Annotated in this window: 23 protein-coding genes and 1 other RNA gene; 7 read left to right on the top strand and 17 right to left on the bottom strand. The window is 62.7% G+C overall.

Annotated features, from left to right (window positions below; genetic code table 11):
• Window positions 1–40: 40 nt before the first annotated feature.
• Window positions 41–655: an NADPH-dependent FMN reductase gene (locus tag ACX3OW_RS06705; RefSeq protein ID WP_459094985.1), complete on the bottom strand. Its 615-nt coding sequence runs from the start codon at window positions 653–655 to the stop codon at window positions 41–43.
• 327 nt (window positions 656–982) lie between these two features.
• Between ACX3OW_RS06705 and ACX3OW_RS06700 the strand changes: the two genes are divergently transcribed.
• Window positions 983–1,309 carry a hypothetical protein gene (locus ACX3OW_RS06700; protein ID WP_459094984.1) on the top strand — a complete coding sequence of 109 codons (327 nt, stop codon included), beginning with the start codon at window positions 983–985 and terminating at the stop codon, window positions 1,307–1,309.
• A gap of 164 nt (window positions 1,310–1,473) precedes the next feature.
• On the opposite strand, the gene ACX3OW_RS06695 is transcribed toward ACX3OW_RS06700, so the two are convergent.
• The 3 genes from ACX3OW_RS06695 to ACX3OW_RS06685 form a co-directional block, all read right to left on the bottom strand.
• Window positions 1,474–2,265, bottom strand: coding sequence for a pyridoxine 5'-phosphate synthase (locus tag ACX3OW_RS06695; RefSeq protein ID WP_459094983.1), 792 nt, complete (start codon window positions 2,263–2,265; stop codon window positions 1,474–1,476).
• A 90-nt stretch (window positions 2,266–2,355) separates the two neighbouring features.
• Window positions 2,356–2,910: an acetolactate synthase small subunit gene (ilvN, locus tag ACX3OW_RS06690; RefSeq protein WP_459094982.1), complete on the bottom strand. Its 555-nt coding sequence runs from the start codon at window positions 2,908–2,910 to the stop codon at window positions 2,356–2,358.
• Between the two features lie 139 nt (window positions 2,911–3,049).
• On the bottom strand, window positions 3,050–4,819 hold the full coding sequence (locus ACX3OW_RS06685) for an acetolactate synthase 3 large subunit (RefSeq protein WP_459094981.1): 1,770 nt from the start codon (window positions 4,817–4,819) through the stop codon (window positions 3,050–3,052).
• A gap of 362 nt (window positions 4,820–5,181) precedes the next feature.
• On the opposite strand from ACX3OW_RS06685, the gene ACX3OW_RS06680 reads away from it, so the two are divergent.
• Window positions 5,182–6,684 (top strand): inorganic phosphate transporter, encoded by a 1,503-nt coding sequence (locus tag ACX3OW_RS06680; RefSeq protein ID WP_459094980.1) that lies wholly within the window; start codon window positions 5,182–5,184, stop codon window positions 6,682–6,684.
• Between the two features lie 318 nt (window positions 6,685–7,002).
• Here the strand turns inward: ACX3OW_RS06680 and ACX3OW_RS06675 are convergent, their stop codons facing one another.
• The 4 genes from ACX3OW_RS06675 to ACX3OW_RS06660 all read right to left on the bottom strand — a co-directional run bounded on the left by ACX3OW_RS06675 (window position 7,003) and on the right by ACX3OW_RS06660 (window position 8,839).
• Window positions 7,003–7,470 (bottom strand): NUDIX hydrolase, encoded by a 468-nt coding sequence (locus tag ACX3OW_RS06675; RefSeq protein WP_459094979.1) that lies wholly within the window; start codon window positions 7,468–7,470, stop codon window positions 7,003–7,005.
• Window positions 7,471–7,594: 124 nt separating this feature from the next.
• The gene (locus ACX3OW_RS06670; protein WP_459094978.1) at window positions 7,595–7,810 is read right to left on the bottom strand and encodes a cold-shock protein; all 216 of its coding nucleotides are present in this window, start codon (window positions 7,808–7,810) and stop codon (window positions 7,595–7,597) included.
• A gap of 297 nt (window positions 7,811–8,107) precedes the next feature.
• Window positions 8,108–8,383, bottom strand: a complete 276-nt coding sequence (locus tag ACX3OW_RS06665) for a glycine zipper domain-containing protein (RefSeq protein ID WP_459094977.1) — start codon at window positions 8,381–8,383, stop codon at window positions 8,108–8,110.
• A gap of 87 nt (window positions 8,384–8,470) precedes the next feature.
• Entirely contained in the window at window positions 8,471–8,839 is a 369-nt protein-coding gene (locus ACX3OW_RS06660; protein ID WP_459094976.1) for a DUF423 domain-containing protein, read from the bottom strand.
• Window positions 8,840–8,985: 146 nt separating this feature from the next.
• On the opposite strand from ACX3OW_RS06660, the gene ACX3OW_RS06655 reads away from it, so the two are divergent.
• Window positions 8,986–10,398, top strand: a complete 1,413-nt coding sequence (locus ACX3OW_RS06655; RefSeq protein ID WP_459094975.1) for an MATE family efflux transporter — start codon at window positions 8,986–8,988, stop codon at window positions 10,396–10,398.
• 144 nt (window positions 10,399–10,542) lie between these two features.
• Here ACX3OW_RS06655 and miaA read toward each other — a convergent pair whose 3' ends face one another.
• Window positions 10,543–11,421, bottom strand: coding sequence for a tRNA (adenosine(37)-N6)-dimethylallyltransferase MiaA (miaA, locus tag ACX3OW_RS06650; protein WP_459094974.1), 879 nt, complete (start codon window positions 11,419–11,421; stop codon window positions 10,543–10,545).
• Between the two features lie 24 nt (window positions 11,422–11,445).
• Here miaA and serB point away from each other — a divergent pair, with 24 nt between their 5' ends.
• Window positions 11,446–12,318, top strand: a complete 873-nt coding sequence (gene serB, locus ACX3OW_RS06645) for a phosphoserine phosphatase SerB (protein ID WP_459094973.1) — start codon at window positions 11,446–11,448, stop codon at window positions 12,316–12,318.
• 66 nt (window positions 12,319–12,384) lie between these two features.
• On the opposite strand, the gene hflC is transcribed toward serB, so the two are convergent.
• From hflC to ACX3OW_RS06610, 7 genes are all read right to left on the bottom strand, one after another.
• Window positions 12,385–13,467 (bottom strand): protease modulator HflC, encoded by a 1,083-nt coding sequence (gene hflC / locus ACX3OW_RS06640; protein WP_459094972.1) that lies wholly within the window; start codon window positions 13,465–13,467, stop codon window positions 12,385–12,387.
• A 3-nt stretch (window positions 13,468–13,470) separates the two neighbouring features.
• The gene (gene hflK / locus ACX3OW_RS06635; protein ID WP_459095464.1) at window positions 13,471–14,577 is read right to left on the bottom strand and encodes an FtsH protease activity modulator HflK; all 1,107 of its coding nucleotides are present in this window, start codon (window positions 14,575–14,577) and stop codon (window positions 13,471–13,473) included.
• A gap of 59 nt (window positions 14,578–14,636) precedes the next feature.
• Window positions 14,637–15,158: a dihydrofolate reductase gene (locus ACX3OW_RS06630; protein ID WP_459094971.1), complete on the bottom strand. Its 522-nt coding sequence runs from the start codon at window positions 15,156–15,158 to the stop codon at window positions 14,637–14,639.
• A complete protein-coding gene (locus ACX3OW_RS06625) occupies window positions 15,158–15,643 on the bottom strand; it encodes a GNAT family N-acetyltransferase (protein ID WP_459094970.1) in 486 nt (161 codons plus the stop codon). The genes ACX3OW_RS06630 and ACX3OW_RS06625 overlap by 1 nt, the downstream gene beginning before the upstream one ends.
• Before the next feature lie 21 nt (window positions 15,644–15,664).
• The gene (locus ACX3OW_RS06620) at window positions 15,665–16,672 is read right to left on the bottom strand and encodes a DUF4424 domain-containing protein (protein WP_459094969.1); all 1,008 of its coding nucleotides are present in this window, start codon (window positions 16,670–16,672) and stop codon (window positions 15,665–15,667) included.
• Window positions 16,673–16,744: 72 nt separating this feature from the next.
• Window positions 16,745–17,539, bottom strand: coding sequence for a thymidylate synthase (locus ACX3OW_RS06615; RefSeq protein ID WP_459094968.1), 795 nt, complete (start codon window positions 17,537–17,539; stop codon window positions 16,745–16,747).
• Window positions 17,540–17,548: 9 nt separating this feature from the next.
• Window positions 17,549–18,133, bottom strand: coding sequence for a DUF1003 domain-containing protein (locus ACX3OW_RS06610; protein WP_459094967.1), 585 nt, complete (start codon window positions 18,131–18,133; stop codon window positions 17,549–17,551).
• Between the two features lie 164 nt (window positions 18,134–18,297).
• On the opposite strand from ACX3OW_RS06610, the gene ACX3OW_RS06605 reads away from it, so the two are divergent.
• A complete protein-coding gene (locus tag ACX3OW_RS06605; RefSeq protein ID WP_459094966.1) occupies window positions 18,298–18,696 on the top strand; it encodes a RidA family protein in 399 nt (132 codons plus the stop codon).
• The gene (locus tag ACX3OW_RS06600; protein WP_459094965.1) at window positions 18,693–18,932 is read left to right on the top strand and encodes a YdeI/OmpD-associated family protein; all 240 of its coding nucleotides are present in this window, start codon (window positions 18,693–18,695) and stop codon (window positions 18,930–18,932) included. The genes ACX3OW_RS06605 and ACX3OW_RS06600 overlap by 4 nt, the downstream gene beginning before the upstream one ends.
• Before the next feature lie 4 nt (window positions 18,933–18,936).
• Here ACX3OW_RS06600 and ACX3OW_RS06595 read toward each other — a convergent pair whose 3' ends face one another.
• The gene (locus ACX3OW_RS06595) at window positions 18,937–19,479 is read right to left on the bottom strand and encodes a thermonuclease family protein (protein WP_459094964.1); all 543 of its coding nucleotides are present in this window, start codon (window positions 19,477–19,479) and stop codon (window positions 18,937–18,939) included.
• Window positions 19,480–19,603: 124 nt separating this feature from the next.
• On the opposite strand from ACX3OW_RS06595, the gene ssrA reads away from it, so the two are divergent.
• Window positions 19,604–19,961: a transfer-messenger RNA gene (gene ssrA / locus ACX3OW_RS06590) on the top strand.
• The last annotated feature ends 64 nt before the right edge of the window (window positions 19,962–20,025 follow it).

The raw sequence follows: 20,025 nt of genomic DNA, 5'->3' as shown, positions 1-20,025 counted from the left end.
ACGAAGGCTAGTTCGGTGAAACTTTGAAGACCTCTAAATCTTACTCAGCAGCCTGGGCGATGTCGGCATCGTCGGCACGCGCGGCCTTGGTGGCGTTGCCCCACCAGGTCAGCTGGTCCAGCATGTCCTTGGTCGAATTGCCGATCGAGGCTTCCAGCTCGTTCAGCGTCTTGGTGCCGCCGAAACCAGGGTGGACCGCCGCGAAGTCAGCACCGCCGATATGCACGGCCGAACGGGTCGAAACCATCTGCAACTCGATGCCGATGGTGCGCAGGTGTTCAGCAGCACGCGTGCCGCCAACACTGCCATAGGCAACCATGCCAAATGGCTTCTTGGTCCACTCGGTATAAGCCTGATCAAGGGCATTCTTCAGGGCGCCGGTGATCGAGCGGTTGTACTCGGCAACGACGAAGACATAGCCGTCGAATTCGCCGATCTTGTTCTGCCACTTGACGGCGTTCTGGTTGGCCGACGGCATCCAGGCATTGGAGGCCATTTCGTCGAAGAACGGCAGGTCGAAGTCGCGCAGGTCAACGATCTCTGCGCTCAGCTCGGCGCGCTCGTTGATCTTTTCGGCGATCCACTTGGCCGGAACGTCGCCAAAGCGGGTCGGGCGGGTGGACGAGATAATGACGGCAATCTTGAGTTTGGACATTTGAGCCCTCCTTGGTAACAAATCGTAACTGAGGCGATATATGTGCCTGCACCGAAAACCCGCAAGGAGGCACCAAATTGTGGTGCGGCGACAGATCCATGCCTAGGGCACATTTCTGTAAGTATAGGGAAAGTCTGGGTTTTATGGTCATTCTCGACCAAATGAGTAGGGTGTCAGCACGAATGGGCACGAGCCGCTGACGCACTGTTCACCGGAGCCACTGCAATCGCCACGCCCCGTCTGCGCCCGCATAAGAATCCATCTTGCGGGCCGCCTCTACTAGGGATTTACTCTGTCGCGAGGCCGTTTCAAATAACGAGGGACATGATGAAGACTCTTTCGACCGCCTTGGCGCTGTCGATACTTGGGTTCGGCACCATAGAGGCGCTGGCGCTGGACCGCAGGGTACAAATCAACAACAAATCATCCTATGATATCGTCGAGTTCTACGCCTCGAACACCGACAGCAAGTCATGGGAAGAAGATATCCTCGGCCGCAACATCCTGCCGGCCGGCAATAGCGTCGTGATCAATATCGACGATGGCACCGGCTACTGCAAATACGACTTCCTCGCCGTCTTCGCCGATGGTGACGAGGTGACCTCGTCCGACAACAATGTCTGCGAACTCAGCCAGTTCAATTTTACCAATTGAGCTATGCCGGCGGGCGCGGGGTGAGGGGTAACTGGTCAGAGCAAGCACCCAGCTTCAACTTGCCGGCTTGGCTAAATCCAACCCACCCACGGTGTCACCCCGGCCCTGAGCCGGGGCCCATCCTGAGATCGCGTATCGACAACCATGTCAGGATGGATCCCGGCTCAGGGCCGGGATGACACCGAGTTAATAGGTCGGTTCTGCTCAATTGCGCCCGGTTCCAGCACCGCCCGATACTGCTGCACCGCCTCGGCAAAGCCCAACAGCAGCGCATCCGCCGTCAACCCATGGCCGATCGACACTTCCGCCACCCCAGGCACCGCCGATTGAAACGCCGGCAGATTGGCCAGCGTCAGATCATGCCCGGCATTGACGCCCAGCCCGGCCCGCGCCGCTGCCTGCGCGGTATGCGCCAGCGCCGCCAGCTCACGCACCGCCCGGTCGGGATCGTCATAGCAGCCACCATAGGGGCCGGTATAAAGCTCGATCCGATCAGCGCCGGTCGCCTTGGCCGCCGCCACGCCTTCAACGCCCGCATCGGGATCGCAAAACAGCGAAATCCGCCGGTTGGGCGCCTTGAGCCGCTGCACCACCGAGGTTAGAAAATTGCCCTTGCCGCGAAAGTCCCAGCCATGGTCCGAGGTCGCCTGCGCCGGATCGTCCGGCACCAGCGTTACCTGCTGCGGCTTGACCGCATCGACCAGCGCAAAGAAATCCTCGCTCGGATAGCCTTCGATATTGAACTCGGCCGTCGGGTATTCTTCCGCCAGCAACTCGGCCAGATCGAACACGTCGGTCTTGCGAATATGCCGCTCATCGGGGCGCGGATGCACCGTCACCCCGCTGGCCCCGGCATCGAGCACCACCCGCGCCAGCCCGACCACGCTCGGCCATGGCAGATTGCGACGATTGCGCAACTGCGCCACGGCATTGAGATTGACGGAAAGCAAAGTCATGGTCGCGCCTTCAAACGATAATGGGCCAGCCATACACCACGCCAGCCGACCCGCCCACAGCAACCTTGGGCGGAGATCGGCCGGTTTTGGTTACATGCTCTGCGGACCGCGCGAGATGGCAGCAAGCCCCGTGCGCACCACTTCGACCAGCCCGAGCGGCTGCATCAGCGCGATGAAGCTGTCGATCTTGGCCGGCTTGCCGGTCACTTCAAAGACAAAGCTTTCGACGCTGGCATCGACGATCTGCGCGCGGAAGGCATCAGCCAGCCGCAGCGTTTCCGCCCGATGCTCGCCCGAGCCGGCCACCTTGATCAGCGCCAGCTCACGCTCGAGCGACGCGCCCTCGGCGGTCAGGTCATGCACCTTGTGCACCGGCACCAGCCGCTCCAGCTGCAGCTTGATCTGGATCAGCGTGCGCGGCGTGGCAATGACGACAACGGTGATGCGACTAAGTCGACGGCCGTGTTCGGTCTCACTGACGGTCAGGCTTTCAATATTGTAGCCGCGCGCCGAAAACAGCCCGACCACCCGCGCCAGAATCCCCGGCTCGTTATCGACCAGCACCGACAGCGTGTGGCGCTCGATCTCCTGGGTTTCCTTGGTCAGGAAATACGCCGACCCCGTCGGCTGCAAATGTGCGTTCATGGTTTTGTTCCTCAAAGCTTGGTTGACCCCAGACATCCCCCACACTCGGTGTCATCCCGGCCTTGAGCCGGGACCCATCTTGAGATCTCAGGATGGGCCCCGGGTCGAGCCCGGGGTGACACGGTGGGTGTGGCTGCAATCAGACCAAAGCCCGTCCCTTCTCGTCGATGATGTCCCCGATATTGGCCGTATCGGGCAAAATGATCTCGTTATGCGGCTTGCCGGATGGGATCATCGGCAGGCAGTTCTCGTCCTTCTCGACCAGCACGTCGAACAGCACCGGACCGTCATAATCCAGCATCTCGGCAATCGCCGCATCCAGCTCGGCCGGATTGCTGCAACGAATGCCCTTGCCGCCATAGGCTTCCGCCAGCTTGACGAAGTCGGGCAGCGATTCCGAATAGGAATGCGCATAACGCGAACCATGCAGCAGGTCCTGCCACTGCCGGACCATGCCCATGCGCTCGTTGTTGAGAATGAAGATCTTGATCGGCAGGCGATATTGCACCGCCGTCGACATTTCCTGCATCGTCATCTGCACCGAGGCTTCGCCGGCAATGTCGATCACCAGTGCATCGGGATGCGCCACCTGCACGCCGACAGCGGCCGGCAGGCCATAGCCCATGGTGCCGAGCCCGCCCGAGGTCATCCAGCGGTTCGGCTGATCAAAATGGAAATGCTGCGCCGCCCACATCTGATGCTGGCCGACTTCGGTGGTGATATACACCTCCTTGGCCTGCTTCTTGGTCGCTGCATACAGCCGCTCGATGGCGTATTGCGGCTTGATCACCGTGTCCGAGTTTTTATACCCGAGCGAATCCACCGCGCGCCAGGTCTCGATCTGCTTCCACCACGGCGCCAGCGCCTCGCTGCGCGGCTGATTGGTCTTGCTGCGCCAGACGCGCACCATCTCGCTGAGCACCCGCGCACAGTCGCCGATGATCGGCACGTCGACATTGACCACCTTGTTGATCGAGCTGGGATCGATATCGACATGGATCTTGCGGCTGTTGGGCGAGAACGCGTCGATCCGCCCGGTGATGCGGTCGTCAAACCGCGCCCCGATATTGATCATCACGTCGCAATCATGCATCGCCAGATTGGCTTCATACGTGCCGTGCATGCCCAGCATGCCCATCCACTGCTTGTTGGATGCCGGAAACGCGCCCAGGCCCATCAGCGTGGAAGTCACCGGAAAACCGGTGAGCTCGGCCAGCTCGCGCAGCTGCTCGGACGCTTCCGGCCCGGCATTGATCACGCCGCCGCCGGTGTAGAAGATCGGCCGCTCGGCCTTGAGCATCAGCTCCACCGCCGCCTCGATGGCCGCCGCATCGCCATCCATCTGCGGACGATAGCTCTGGTGGCGCAGCGTATCGTGGTCGGGCTGGTAATAATCGCCAACCGCAAACTGCACGTCCTTGGGAATATCGATCACCACCGGGCCGGGGCGACCGGTCGTGGCGATGCGGAAGGCTTCATGCATGATGCGCGGCAGGTCTTCGACGCGCTTCACCAGGTAATTATACTTGGTGCAGCTGCGGGTGATGCCGACCGTATCGCATTCCTGGAACGCGTCGGTGCCGATCAGCGTCGTCGGCACCTGGGCGGTGATGCAGACCAGCGGGATCGAGTCCATCAACGCGTCGGTGAGGCCGGTGACCGCATTGGTCGCGCCGGGGCCGGAGGTGACCAGCACCACGCCGGGCTTGCCGGTCGAGCGCGCATAGCCTTCGGCCATATGGGTCGCGCCCTGCTCGTGCCGCACCAGAATATGCTGCAAGGCGTCCTGCTGGAACATCGCGTCATAGATCGGCAGGGCCGCGCCGCCCGGATAGCCGAAAATATGCTCGACCCCCTGATCAATCAGCGCCTGGATCACCATTTCGGCGCCGGTCATTTTCTCGCCCATTATAAAGTCCTTCCTCGATCCCACTTGGCCCAGTCTCACAGCGGCGAAAACCGGGCAATAAAAAAGGCCCCATTCGGGACCTGTTTTCGGCGCACCAGCTTACGCGCGGGGTTTCACCCCACGTTGCCGATGCGCCTGCCTACTACGAGAATGAGTGCCCGCACGGGACCTCTCCAAATTAAAATTCTGCGGCATTGATAGGTTCATTGCCGCGAAGCTGTCAAGGCCGGATCGCAGCCCCTGCCGCCCCACCAATGACGAAAAGCCGGGGGAGTGCGGCAATTGCGGCACGCAAAACACGTGGCCAATGGCCCAGACAATGCTATGGCCCCGGAGACAGTTTTATGACGGTTTGAATAGACATGGCCAAAAGCGCCCTCGATCAGGACTTGCAGCGGGTTTCCGGGCTGGAAGACGCCACCCACGATCTGGCCCGCTCCATCGCGGCGCCGGGCCTTGCCCTGGTCTTCCTGCTGCTGGCAGCGGTCTGGGCCAGCTTCGTCGTCACCGATGGCCCGATGAGCTATCTGGTGGTCATCGCCGCCGCCATCGCCGGCTATATGGCGCTCAATGTCGGCGCCAATGACGTTGCCAACAATATGGGCCCCGCCGTCGGCTCCAAGGCCCTCACCATGGGCGGCGCACTGGCCATCGCTGTGATCTTCGAGGCCTCGGGCGCCCTGCTCGCCGGCGGCGACGTGGTCAATACCGTGGCCCGCGACCTGCTGACCAGCGACTCCATTCCCGCCGAACAATTCGTGCTGCTGATGATGGCGGCGCTGCTCGCCTCGGCCCTCTGGGTCAATCTGGCCACCTATATCGGCGCCCCGGTCTCCACCACCCATGCCGTGGTTGGCGGCGTGGTCGGCGCCGGCGTTGCGGCGGCCGGCTTTAGCGCCGTCGCCTGGCCCACCATCGGCACCATCGCCGCCAGCTGGGTGATTTCGCCCGTGCTCGGCGGCATCGCTGCGGCAATGCTGCTGTCGCTGATCAACTACACCATCACCGACCGCATCGACAAAGTGTCCGCCGCCCGCGTCTGGGTGCCGATCCTGGTCGCCGGCATGACCGGCATTTTCGCCATGTATATCGCCACCAAGGGCCTGAGCCGGGTGTGGACGCCGAGCATGCCCGCCGTGATCGCGCTGGGCATCGCCTTCGCCGCGCTCGGCTGGATCGGCGCCATGCCGCTGGTGCGTTACCAGTCCATGGGCCTGGAAAACCGCAAGAAGCATGTCGCGACCCTGTTCCGCCTGCCGCTGGTCGCTGCCGCCGCCGTGCTGTCCTTTGCCCATGGCGCCAATGACGTAGCCAATGCGGTCGGCCCGTTCGCGGCCATCGTCACGACGCTACAGTCGGGTCATATGGAATCCGCCGGCGTCGCCCTGCCGCTCTGGGTGCTGGCCATCGGCGCCATCGGCATCTCGCTGGGGCTGGCTTTGTTCGGCCCCCGCCTGATCCGCACCGTCGGCGAGCAGATCACCAAGCTCAATGAAATCCGCGCCTTCTGCGTGGCGCTCTCGGCGGCGGTGACGGTGCTGGTCGCCTCGGCACTGGGCCTGCCGGTCTCGTCCACCCACATCGCCGTGGGCGGCATTTTCGGTGTCGGGTTCCTGCGCGAATATTATTCCCGCCGCGACCTCGACTACGCCGCCGTGCCGATCCACGCCAAGCATATCGACCCGGCCGCCCTCAACGCCACGCCCGAAGCCGCCCTCTCCAAGGAACGCAAGAGCGAGCGCCGCAAGCTGGTCCGCCGCCAGCACGTCACCGGCATCGCCGCCGCCTGGATCGTCACCGTCCCCGCCTCGGCGGTGCTGGCTGCACTGTTGTTCTGGGGCCTCGACATGCTCATCGGCGCCTGAGGCAGCGCGCTGCCAACAACCCTCCCCCCCCCCCGATGTCACCCCGGCCTTGAGCCGGGGCCCATCCCGAGATTGAGCCGCTACCGCTCGGGCCCGGTCGCCACATCAGGCAAACCCCAGCATCGCACCCCTCACCCTAACCCTCTCCCCTGAGGGGCGAGGGGACTGATCGAGTGTGGTGCCAGATTTGTGCCTAACCACCAGGCAAAATCCCCTCGCCCCTCAGGGGAGAGGGTTAGGGTGAGGGGTGAACAAGCCTCCGCGCACGCTCACTTCCAGCATGCGCAAAAGCCAAAACCACTGCCCTGTGCCAACAAATTACAGACGCCCCGCCCGCAACCGCGCCTTCAGCGCCGCCGCCAGTCGCGACAGGGCCGGATCATTCAGCAGCCGCCGCGCTTCGGGCAGCACGGCCCAATGGCGCAGGCGCTGGTCCATTTCCTTCCACACATCGAGCTGGGTCTCCACATGCAGCGGATAGAGATCGACATCCACCAGGCTCGAGCCATCGGTGTTGGCGCTGGTGCGGTAGCTGCCGATCGGCGTGGTGTCGATCTGACCGGTCACCCCCGCCTCTTCCAGCGCTTCCGCCGCGGCGCTTTCCCAGGCCGTCATGCCAAGCTCGATATCGCCCTTGGGAAAAATCCAGCGCCCGGTGCGCCGTGAGGTGATCAGCAGAAACACCGTCCGCCCCTCGACCATGGCGTAGGGCAGCGCCCCGGCCTGTCGCTGGCCCGGCGTGGTTTCGACCTTCGGACTCCAGTTGCTGAGAAATTCGCGCAGCATCGGCTGGCCTCCGTCTATGGGAGTTTTCTAATCGCACGGTCAGCGCCTGCGAGTCGATGCGGCTCCGCGCCTCTGCCCAGCAAAAAGGGCCCCGTAGGGCCCTTCGATGTCTGCTGGCGCTGCTTTAGTCGAGCAGGGTCAGGTTGACCGCCGATTCCTTGCCGTCGCGGCCGGTCTCGAGCTCATAGGTCACCTTGTCGTTCTCATAGAGCCCCTGCAGGCCCGAGCGCTGGACAGCGGAAATATGCACGAAGGCATCCTTGCCGCCACCCTCGGGCGAGATAAAGCCGAAGCCCTTGGTGGTATTGAAGAATTTAACAGTACCGGTGATGACAGCCATAGCATGTCCTCTTGCGTAGTCGCCGCCGAGACGGCTGAGGTTGAAAACGGACCGTGAAGTCCGGTCTAAACGATTCACCGATCAGACGTAGCCAAGGTTCCGACTTTATGCCGGTCGTTCAGATAGCGCGCGATAGTGACGTCGAAGTCAAAATTATGGCTGCCATCTTTGGGCAATTCAAGGCGATTTCGCTGGTCGATGACTGGTCATAGAGAAGCCCTCGATCCAGGAGGGACTCCGGATCGAGGGCCAGGGCGCCCGAAGGCGCGTGCAGCATGGGGCGATGCTGCAACGTCGTTAGCCGCGCGGGCAGGTGTCGCGGTAGGTCCTGCCATTGCGGCCCTGATAGATACACATGTTGCTCGAGTTATCGACACGGCCGATCACGTCGCCAACAGCTGCGCCGGCGACAGCGCCAACGCCCGCGCCGACCAACGTCCCTACAGCACTCCCGCCCGTCACGCCGGCACCGATAACGGCACCGCCCAGCCCGCCAACCACAGCACCTTGCTGGGTGGTGGTGCAGGCAGCCAGCGACAGGCAGGTCGCGGCGATGATCAAAATCTTATGCATGTGGTAACCCTCCAAAACTCATCGAGGGCAAGAACTCGCGGCCAGGCTTTTGGTTCCGCGATGAGTTTGACAAAATTTGAAAATAAATCAGCCGCGTCGCCAGACTAGCGCCGCTGCAGCCACCGTCAACCAGCCGGTGATCATGCCCAGCCCACCCAGCGGCGCCGCACCGGCAAACAGTCCATGCCCCTGCCATTCCCGCATCCCCAGGTCGCCGATAAACACCAGCGTGCCCAGCGCCAGCAGCGCCGCCGCCGCGCTCAGCACCCGGCCGCGCCCCGCCAGCCCCAGCGCCAGCAGCGCCGGCCCATGCGCCAGCCCGATAGCGGCAATCGCCGCCAGATTGCGCGACAGCTCGCCATGGGAAGCGCCTGCTGCCGCCACCACGCCGATGGCGCCAATGATTCCGGCCGCCGCCAGGGTCAGGCGCGGTAAAACTATATTGGGGTCAGTCATTTGTCTGGTCTCCGGCCAGCCCTCTTTCGTTAGCTTGCCGTTTCATCTACGAGGGAGAGTGAGATTTGGTGGATACCGGGACTGTAGCTGACGCAGGCTGCACCTCAACCTATTCCGGAGCAATCCCCACAAGCAGGATATTTGAGATGAACGAGCCAGCCACGGCTGCGCCCGGCGCAGTCGCCGTCAGCCATTCCCCCGCCGGCACCTGGGGCGCCGAGCTGCGCGCCACCTTTGCGCTGGCCTGGCCGCTGGTCGTTGCCCAGCTGGCGCAGAACGCGCTGACCGCCACCGACGTCATCATGCTGGGCTGGCTCGGCCCGACCTATCTGGCCGGCGGCACGCTGGCCACCACCTTCATCATGCCGTTCCTGGTGTGCGGCATCGGCATTGTCGGGGCCGTCGCCCCGCTGGTGGCGCAGGCGCGCGGCGCCCGTGACATCAAGGCGGTGCGCCGTGTCGTCCGGCAGGGCCTGTGGGCGGCGATTGCGCTGGCCATCCTGTTCATCCCCATCCTCTGGCAGATCCGCCATATCTATGCCGCGCTCGGCCAGGACCCGGTCACCACGCTGATGGCCGAGCAATATATTCACGCCGGCGTCTGGATGCTGTTTCCGGCGCTCGCCATCATCGCCCTGCGCTCACTGCTCTCGGCCTTCGACGCCACCCGCATCATCCTGCTGATCACCGTCGGCGGCGTGCTGTTCAACGCCTTCGTCAATTATGCGCTGATCTTCGGCAATTTCGGCTTTCCGCGCCTCGAACTGCGCGGCGCCGCCATCGCCACCGTGCTGGCCAATATCGTCATGTTTGTCCTGATGCTGGCCTATGTGCTGCGCCAGCGCCGCTTCAAGCGCTTCTATGTGCTGATGCGCTTCTGGAAGCCCGATTGGCCGCGCTTCCGCGAAATCTTCCGCATCGGCACCCCCATCGGGCTCACCGTGCTGGCCGAAGTCGGCCTGTTCACCGCCGCGGCCCTGCTGATGGGCCTGCTCGGCACCGACGAAGTCGCCGCCCACGCCATCGCCCTGCAATGCGCCTCCATGGCCTTCATGGTGCCGCTGGGGCTCGGCATTGCCGCCACGGTGCGGGTGGGCATGGCCTATGGTCGCGGCGATCCCGAGGGCGTCCGCAAGGCCGGCTGGACCGCCTTTGCCCTGGGCACCTCCTTCATGGTGGTGTCCTGCACCCTGTTCCTGACGCTGGGCCCGTCCATCGTCTCGCTGTTCCTTGATCCGCGCGTCCCCGAAAACGCCAACGCCCTGATGCTGGCCGGCACCTTCCTCGTCGTTGCCGGCCTGTTCCAGCTCGTCGATGGCGCACAGGTCGTCGCCGCCCACGCGCTACGCGGGCTCAGCGACACCAAGATCCCGATGGTCTTCGCCATTCTGGGCTATTGGGCCGTCGGCTTCCCCCTGGCCTGGGTTCTCGGCTTTGTCGTCGGCTGGCGCGGCGTCGGCATCTGGCTCGGCCTCGCCGCCGGCCTCGCCGCTGTCGCCATCGTCCTCGTCGCCCGCTTCGCCATGCGCGAACGCCTCGGCCTCCTCCGCCCGCACTGAGAAGTCCTCGCTGCTAGCGAGCCCCAATGCCATCCCCTCCCCCTTGAGGGGAGGGTTAGGGTGGGGGTGTCGTGGGATCCACACACCCCGTGTCAGTGAAAGCGACACCCACCCACCAACGGCGAGATTAGACGAACCCGCGTTTCAGCTCCCCCGCCGCGGCCAATCCGCAAACCGATTGCGAAACCACGTCCGCTGCCTTTTCGCATATTGCTGGGTGGCAATCGTCGCCAACCCAATCGCCTCGTCCCGGCGCAAAACCCCATCGAGCCAGTCGCCGATTTCGCGCACCCCAATCGCTTTCATCACCGGTAATGCCGGGTCGAGATCGAGCGCGCGAAGCGCTTCCACCTCCGCCACCGCCCCACCGTCAAACATCTGCTCAAACCGCATCGCGATGCGCTGCCGCAGTACATCCCGCTCCGGGTCCAAAATCAGCTTTTCCAGCAAGAAATCTGCCAGCATGCTGGCAGCGCTTGCTTGCTGGAAATCCGACAGTTTTCGACCCGTATGGCGCTTGACCGCCAGCGCCCGGATCAGCCGCTGCGGGTCCACCACCTTGAGCCGCGCCGCCGCCGCCGGGTCCTCCCGCTCCAGCAGCGCCAGCCGTTGCTCGGCATCAAGCGCTTGAATCTCTTGTTGAACTTGCAGCGTCACCGCTGCCGGAACCGCCGGCACATCGGCAAAGCCATTGAGCAACGCATCGAAATACAGCCCGGTCCCACCCACGAAAATCAAGGGCCGCGCCGGATCAACCTGCTCGATAACGGCCCCAACCGCCTGCAGCCATTGTCCAGTCGAAAACCGCTGTGCTGCTGGTACGCTGCCATAGAGGCGATGCTCCGCCTGCGCCGTCTCCGCATCACTCGGCCGCGCCGTAACCACTTGCAACGTATCGTAAATCTGCATCGAGTCGGCATTGACGATCACGCCATCCCGCTCCCGCGCCATGGCCAACGCCAGCGCCGACTTGCCGCTGGCAGTCGGACCCGCTATCAAAACGGCGCGCCTGCGGGCTGTCAATTTTTCCTCCTATGAAAAGACCCCATGCCCGTCCTTTGCCTCATCGCCAACCCCACCGATTCCGAACTTGATCCGGCTCTGGCCGCCGCCGTCATACAGCAGACGGGCGGTGAGCTGAACTGGCTAAACCACTCTATTGCCTGCGAGATCATCGACCCGAAGTCAACCGACGCCCTCGCCATCGCGCGCGAAGTCATCGGCACGCAGCGGGTCGACGCCGCCCTGGTGCCGAGCGAAAACCGCCGCAAGCAGATCCTCGTCGCCGACATGGATTCCACCATGATCAACGAGGAATGCATCGACGAACTCGCCGCCGCCCTCGGCATCAAGGACCAGGTCGCCGAAATCACCGACCGCGCCATGCGCGGCGAGCTCGATTTCGGCCAGGCCCTCGACACCCGCGTCGCCCTGCTTAAAGGCTTGGAAAGACACGTCATTGAGGAAGTCCGCCGGGAGCATATCACGCTGGCGCCGGGTGGCCGCGCTTTGATCCAGACCATGAAGGAATATGGCGCCTATACCTCGCTGGTTTCGGGCGGCTTCACCTTCTTTGCCGACTATTTCGCCAAGCGTATCGGCTTCCACGAAGCCATTGCCAACACTCTCGAATTTGACGGCGACCGCCTCACTGGCACGGTCAGCAAGCCCATCGTCGACAAGGCCACCAAGCGCGACCGCCTGACCGCCCTGGCAGCCGAGCGCAACCTGCCGCTGAGCCAGACCATCGCCGTTGGCGACGGCGCCAACGACCTCGACATGATCGCCATCGCTGGCTTCGGCGTCGCCCTGCATGCCAAGCCCGCCGTTGCCGCCCAGGCCGGCATCCGCATCGACCACGGCGATTTGACCGCCCTGCTCTATCTGCAGGGTTTCAACGAGGACGATATCGTCCGCTAAAGCTCGACAGCGACAACAAAAAAGGCCGGCGCTCAGCGCCGGCCTTTTCATTTGCGAGCCTAAAACCTACTGCGCTACGGCAGCGGGTGCCTCGGCAGGCGCCGGAACTTCGGTGCCAATCGTCGGGGTCAGCTCCGAGCCATCTTCCAGCGTGATGCTAGGGATGGTGCTCTCCTCGATGCCCAAGCCATCCAGTGCCGGCCCGCTGCTGGCTGGTGCCGTGATCGGCGCGGCCGTGGGCTGGATCGGCGTCGCCAGATTAGTGTTGGCGGCCGGCATTTCGCCATTAGAACCGAAATAGCGGAAGAACTCGCTTTCGGGCGATAGCAGCATGGTCGTGCCGGTATTCACCAGCGCGGTACGATAGGCTTCCATCGAGCGATAGAACTCGAAGAATTCCTGATCCTGACCATAGGCGGCAGCAAACAGCCGGTTGCGTTCCGCATCGCCCGTACCACGGATAATTTCCGCGTCACGGGTGGCAGCGGCGACGATTTCGACGGCCTGACGGTCGGCGATGGCGCGCAGGCTCTGGGCCTGTTCCTGGCCACGAGCACGCAGCAGCGCGGCTTCGGCAAGGCGTTCGGCCCTCATCCGCTCAAAGGTGGTCGCCGACACGTCGGCTTCCAGATCGGTGCGCAGGATACGCACGTCAACGACAGTGATGCCAAGCTCTTCCAGATCCGGGCGGATCAGGTCGCGGGCTTCAGCCATCATCTGCGGGCGCTGTTCGGACAAAGCGGCATTGAACTCGCGCAGACCATAGACCTGACGCAGGGCCGAATCGAAACGAGTGCCGATACGATCCTCGGCCACCGACAGCTGACCCAGAGCGCGTTCACGGAACAGGCGCGGGTTGGAGATGCGGTAGGTGAGGAAAGCGTCCACCTGATAGAAGGCGTTGCCGGAGACCTGCACGCGCATATTGGCGATGTCGTAGCGCAGCAGGCGATCTTCGACGATCTGCACGCTGTCGACGATATCGGTCGGGATCTTGAAGTAGATCCCCGGCTCGGTGCGCACATCGGTAATCTGGCCGAAGCGCATGACGATAGCCTGCTCGCGCTCGTTGACCACGTAGATGGTGGAGAAGAAGACGTAGAGGGCGCCCAGAATGACAACGCCAAGAATGATCAGACGATTGTTCATGACTTAGTTCCCCGTCGTGCTGGTATTGGCGCCGGGGCGCAGTTCAGGCAGTGGCAGATAGGGGATCACCCCCTGCCCGCCGGCTCCGGTCTCGACCAGCACTTTTTCCGAGTTGCCGATAACCTGTTCCATGGTTTCAAGGAACAGGCGCTTGCGGGTCACTTCGGGGGCGTTGACATATTCGGCATAGATGGCGTTGAAGCGCTCGGATTCACCGGTTGCTTCCTGCACCACGCGGTTGGTGTAGGCGGCCCCTTCTTCGCGCAGTGCCGCTGCCCGGCCACGGGCATCGCCGAGCAGGGTGTTGGCATAGGAACGCGCTTCTTCCTGCAGGCGGGTCTCGTCCTGACGGGCACGCTGCACTTCGTTAAAGGCGTCGATAACTTCGGCCGGCGGGCCGGCATTTTCGATCAGCAACTGGCTGACCTGCACGCCCATGCCGTAGCTTTCCAAAATCCCCTGCGTGATGGTGAACACCTCGCCGGCAATGCCCTGGCGGTCATCGCTATAGATGTCCTGTGCCGGGCGGCGGCCAACCACTTCGCGCATCGCGCTTTCGGCGGCATAACGCACCATGGATTCGGGATCGCGCACGTTGAACAGATAGGCCACGGCGTCATTGACCGACCACAGCACCGAGAACTGCACGTTGACGATGTTCTGGTCGCCCGACAGCATCAGGCCTTCAGCGCGTGAATTCGACGACGCGCTGGTATTGGCAACACCGATCTGGGTCTGGTTTTCGGTAACGGCAACCTTTTCCACAGTCTCGATGGGCCAGAGATGGAAATGCAGGCCCGGCATGGACAGGTCTGGCTTGGGCGCGCCGAAGCGCAACTCGACGCCGACTTCCTGCGGATCGACGGTGTAGATCGCGTTGAGGCCCCAAAAGGCGACCAGCGCGAGGAGCCCACCGACCAAAGCCCACCGGCCACCCGGAATGCCGCCGCTGAACTGATCGCGACCGCGATTGAGAATATCCTCGAGGTTGGGCGTATTGCCGCCACCTGGGCGGCGCGGACCACCGCTACCACCGCCACCGGGCGCTTGCCCCCAGGGGCCGCCATTATTATTGCGGCCACCTCCGCCTCCGTTATTCTCCCACGGCATCATGTCTCTTTCAGTTATACGCTGCGTTGAGGACTTATATAGGCAAGGGGCTCACGCGATCAATGCGCAGTGGCCGTCCGGCGATCATACACTTTGACCCGGTAGGTGGCTTCATCCTTGGGGGACGGCGTCACCTCGGGCAGATCCACTACCACCCATTGCTCGGGCGCAATGGTCGGGAACACCACATCGCCGGCCGGAGCCAGGTCGATATGGCTGATATAGAGCCGGTCGGCCCGGTCCATCAGCTGGGCATATAGCTCGCCACCACCGATAACCATGATCTCATCAACACCATCGACCTCGGCGATCTGGCGCGCCTGCTCGATGGCTGCATCGATGCTGTGCACCACCAGAACGCCTTCGGGCTGATAGTCCTGCTGGCGGGTGATGACGATATTGGCCCGGCCCGGCAGCGGGCGGCCCACCGTCTCAAATTGCTTGCGCCCCATGACGATCGGCTTGCCCATCGTCGCACTCTTGAAGAAGGCCATGTCGGACGGCACGCGCCAGGGAATGGTCTGGTCACTGCCGATGACCCCGTTTTCCGCCACGCCGGCGATCATGGCGATGCGGATCATCACGCGGCTCCCAGCTGCAGCAACTCAGCGCCTTCGACGCGCACCTTGGTCCATTCGTCCTGCATGATTCCGCCCTGTGATTTGTAGAACTCGATGGAGGGCTCGTTCCAGTCGAGCACCCACCATTCAAAGCGCCCCAGCCCTTCGGCCACGCAGCGTTGGGCCAGATTGACCAGCAGCGCCTTGCCGATACCCTTGCCGCGCAACTCCGGACTGACGAACAGATCTTCCAGCCAGATGCCATGCCGCCCCTGAAAGGTGGAATAGGTATAGAACCAGAGCGTGAAGCCGACCGGCTCACCCTCCCATTCGGCGATCTCACAAAACACCTTAGGCGCGGCGCCGAACAGGTCGCGGACGATATCGGCCTCGCTCGCCTTGGCCTCGTGGCTGAGTTTTTCATATTCAGCCAGCGCGGCTATGAAGCGGATAATCAGCCCGGCATCGGCTTCGGTGGCGGGGCGAATAGAAAGTTGGTCGGTCAAATCGCGCCCTTTCACGGCGTCTCAGTTCGGCGGCTGCCGTTCGAGGATCAGAATATCCAGCTCCTTGTCGGGCCAGAAATCGGTCTTGACCATTTCGAAGCTGGTCGGGCCGATCTTCTTGATGCCATCGCCGCAGAACGACACCAGATTGTCGGTGCTGCCCTTGTCGATGACCAGGCGGAAGGTGCCGATGCTGCCACCGCTCCAATTGCCGCCGGTGGTCAGGATGTAGGAAATCCAGTGTTCGTAAAACGGCGCACCCCAGGGTTCATCTGGATTGGGCAGCGTCTTGCGCACCGCTGCGACAAAGGCATCATCGGTACAGTATTTGGTCCGGTATTCCGACGCCGGGTCGTATCCCTCAAATGGCTCGCTGAGGAAGGTGACGCCCACCGTGCCGCCGACGCTGGGCTTGTAGCGGTGTTCCACCGTGACCGTTTTACCGGCCGGAAAGTGGCCTTCCCAAGTGTAGGTCGCCTTATAGGTCCAGGCCGGATAATAGTGCTTTTCCCAGCCCTGCCCGGCATCATATGCATCCGGCACCAGCAGTCCCAGATGCAGCAGGCGGTCGCGGGTTTCGGCGTCGAGCGCATCGGTCGCGTCGCTCGCCCGTTCGGAGATCGGCACCAGCGGCAGGCCGAGTTGCTTGATGGTCTTGGTCCGGTCGACGCCATGCGCATAGGCATATTCATGCAGCGTCGCCTCGACCGGCGTGCCGTTGAAGGTGGTTTTGAACTCGAACAGATTGTCGTCGGGCCCGCTGGGAAAGGCCACCGGCGAAAAGAAATTCGGCACGATATCGGGCATCGGGAAGGCGACCAGGATGTCCTGGTCGGTCTCGCCGCTATTGCGGAACTGATAGACCACGCGGATTTCGTCCTGCGAGATGAAAAGGTCTTCCCGCTCCATCACGATGTCCTGGCTGCTGATAAACTCCAGCCCGCCGGTGGTCAAAACGGCCGAGGTATCGTTGGCAAGCGCCGGCGCGCTGACCAGCAGCGACAGCCCCAAAACTGCTATGGACTTCATCGCCCGCCTCCAGATCATCAAGTCGTTTCAATAACTTGCTAGGTGCCGCAGACTCTCCTCCGATACCTGAGCTTACACCGCCACCGCTGCCTTGATATGGGGATGCGGATCGTAGCCCTCGAAGGTGAAATCCTCGAACACGAAATCCTCCAGCCGCATCACCGCCGGATTGATCTTGAGGGTCGGCAGCGGCCGAGGCTCGCGCGATAGTTGCAGCTGGGCCTGCTCGAAATGGTTCGAGTAGAGATGCACGTCGCCGAAGGTATGGACGAAATCGCCGACCTCTAGCCCGGTCACCTGCGCCACCATATGGGTCAGCAGCGCATAGGAGGCGATGTTGAACGGCACGCCGAGAAACGTATCGGCCGAGCGCTGGTAAAGCTGGCAGCTCAATTTGCCATTGGCCACATAGAACTGGAACAGGCAGTGGCAGGGCGGCAGCGCCATCTCGTCGACTTCGGCGGGATTCCACGCCGACACGATATGACGCCGAGAATCCGGCTTGGTTTTGATGGATTCAATGACATTGGCGATCTGGTCGATCTCGCGGCCATTCGGCGCCGGCCAGCTGCGCCACTGGCTGCCATAGACCGGCCCAAGATCGCCGTTTTCGTCGGCCCACTCGTCCCAGATCTTGACGCCATGCTCCTGCAGCCAGCGCACATTGGTCTCGCCGCGGATGAACCACAGCAATTCATAGACGATGGATTTGAGGTGCAGTTTCTTGGTCGTCAGCAGGGGAAAACCCTGGCTGAGATCAAAGCGCATCTGGTAGCCGAATAGCGAGCGCGTGCCGGTGCCGGTACGGTCGGACTTGTCGGTCCCGGTTTCGAGAATGTCGGCGAGAAGTTTCAGATAGGGCTGCATGGCCTCACCCTAGTGCGATTCGCCCGGCGCTGCCCCCGTGCCGAGCCGAGTTTCCACGATCCGCAATAGCAGGTCGATCTGCTCCTGCTGTTTGGCGATCAGCTGCTTGAGATCGTCATTGCGCATCTGGTCGACCTTGTCATGCAGCGCCATGATCTCGATTTCGGCCTTCAGATTGCACTCATAATCATGGCCGGTCACCAGCCGGTCCTTCGCCGCCTGCCGGTTCTGGCTCATCATGATCACCGGGGCCTGCACCGCCGCCAGCATCGACAGCAGCAGATTGAGAAAGATAAACGGATAGGGGTCAGGCGCCGTCTGGGTCAGCAGCAGGTTGAACCCCACCCAGGCCAGCAGCACCACGCCAAAGCTGATGAGAAAGGTCCACGACCCGCCAAAGGCGGCGACCCCATCGGCCAGGCGCTGGCCAAAGGTCGATTTCTCATCGAATACCGCACTGGTATCGAGCGCCAGCGCCTTCTTGCTGAGCGCCTGCTGCAGCACCTGCCGCTCTGTCTTCGACAGCGCTGTCTCGCCCTTGCCCAGAAACCGCTCGGCGGCGTGGATCAATCTGTCAGTCGAATTGTCGGTCATAGTGCTTCTCTTGGCTTGTCATCGTCAGCCTACACCGATTTTCTGTTTGCAGCGGAAAACGGAAAGCGCCCCGCCGCCTCAGGTAATAGAATACCCCATCGCGTCCTGACAGGCGGTGTCAGCAGGACGGTCTAGCATCGCCCCGAAACCAAGGAGAGACGAGCATGAGCATTGAACATCTCAATCCTGCCGGAATGTACCGCAGCCCGGTGTTCTCGCAGGGCATCATCCTGCCGGCGGGTGCGCGGCTGTTGCTGATCGGCGGGCAGAACGCTGTCGACGCCAATGGGCAGATTGTCGGCAAGGGTGACGTGGCCGCGCAAGCCCAAAAGGCGCTGAGCAATATGCAGCTGGTGCTGGCCGCCGCCGGGGCGGGGCTGGAGGATCTGGTGAAGGTGACTGTCATCATCCATCAGGATGCGGATCTGCAGGCCGCGTTTCGCAGCTGGATGGCGGTGTGGGGCCAGCGCACCAACCCGCCGACCGTGACCGGCATGCGCGTCGCCGGCCTCGCCAACCCCGATTTCCTTATCGAGATCGAGGCGCAGGCCGTCTTGCCATGAGCCCGGTGCTGCGCCCGTTGCGGCCGCGCCAGGACATGCCCGATTTCGTCCGTGAGGCGCTGGAAGCGCGCGGCCTGCGCGAGCAATATGATGCGAGGCCGCCCTATCAGCGCAACGATTATCTGCTGTGGATCAACAAGGTCAGACGCGACGACACCAAGCAAAAACACCTGGCGCAGATGCTCGATGAGCTGGAGGCCGGTGGCGTCTATATGTGCATGGCCTGGAACGGCTGAGCATTCAGCACCAGTTTTGCTGGCGCCCACCCCAGCGATGCGCCAGTCCCTCGGCTACCAGGGTATCGCCCAGCGACCGCCCTTGGCGCTCGACGATCCGCAGCTTGCGGCCATAGCGGTCTTCATCGCGATCGGCCGCCTGCAAGTCGAACGGCCCGGCATTCAACAGTTCCTGCAGCCGTGTCGTAGCCCGTTGTCCGAGCGCCTTCTCGGCCGCGCAGCTCGGCTGGCCCACTTCGGGCGTATCGATATCGGCGATGCGGATCTTGGTGCCATCGAGCCAGAAGGTATCGCCGTCGACCACGCAATTGATGCGGCCGCCGCCCGAGCAAATCGGGAAGCTCCGGGACGGCACGTTCGCCACCAACGCCCTAGGTGCGGGCGCCTCGAGCAACCAATCGGACAGATTGAGGCCAGGCAGCGCCCCCAAAGCGATTCCGCCCACCCCGCCGCCGATGGCAAAGGCCAGCAGCAGCAGCGGCCAGCCGGCCGTAGCGCCACGCCGCGTGCCGTTGCGCCAACGCCTGACTGTTCTCGATATCGCCATGCCCCGGCCCTCCTGTCAGTTGGGTGACAGCATGGCGAGCAGGCGTTAAGCCCGGTTGAACACCTGTGGGAAAAGCGCCAATCGCATCAGCGCGTAGCGGCAGCCGGCACAAAAATGCCCATACCCTCTTTCAGCCCCGCCCGGTCCGGCCTATATAGGGAGTGCTCGCAAGAGCTATGGCGATAAATTGTCATCGTAATAAACCTTTCGGACCCGGGGGCAGTACCCGGCGCCTCCACCATCTTCCCCGGAAACGGGGCAGCCAATGGGGGCGAAACAGGATCGACGAGGGCGTAAAGGGTGTGCTTTTGCTCGGTGAGGTACCACCGTTATCGGTCCGAAACTTATAGTTGCAAATGACAACCATAAGGCTCCAGTCGCTCTCGCTGCGTAAGCAGTGCTAGCATTGGGAAATTAAGTCCTCCGCTCCTAGCCGGGCGACAGGCGGGGTCCGCAGGCACCTGGCAACAGAAGCCTGCACCTAACCTCCCTTTCGATGCCTTTATCCTTGAATTCTCGCGGAACGTGAGGCTGATATGGATCGTT

The organism is Devosia sp. A449 (assembly GCF_054489375.1).
Note: the sequence above shows the minus strand (reverse complement) of the source record. Positions and strands in the feature narration are given on the sequence as shown.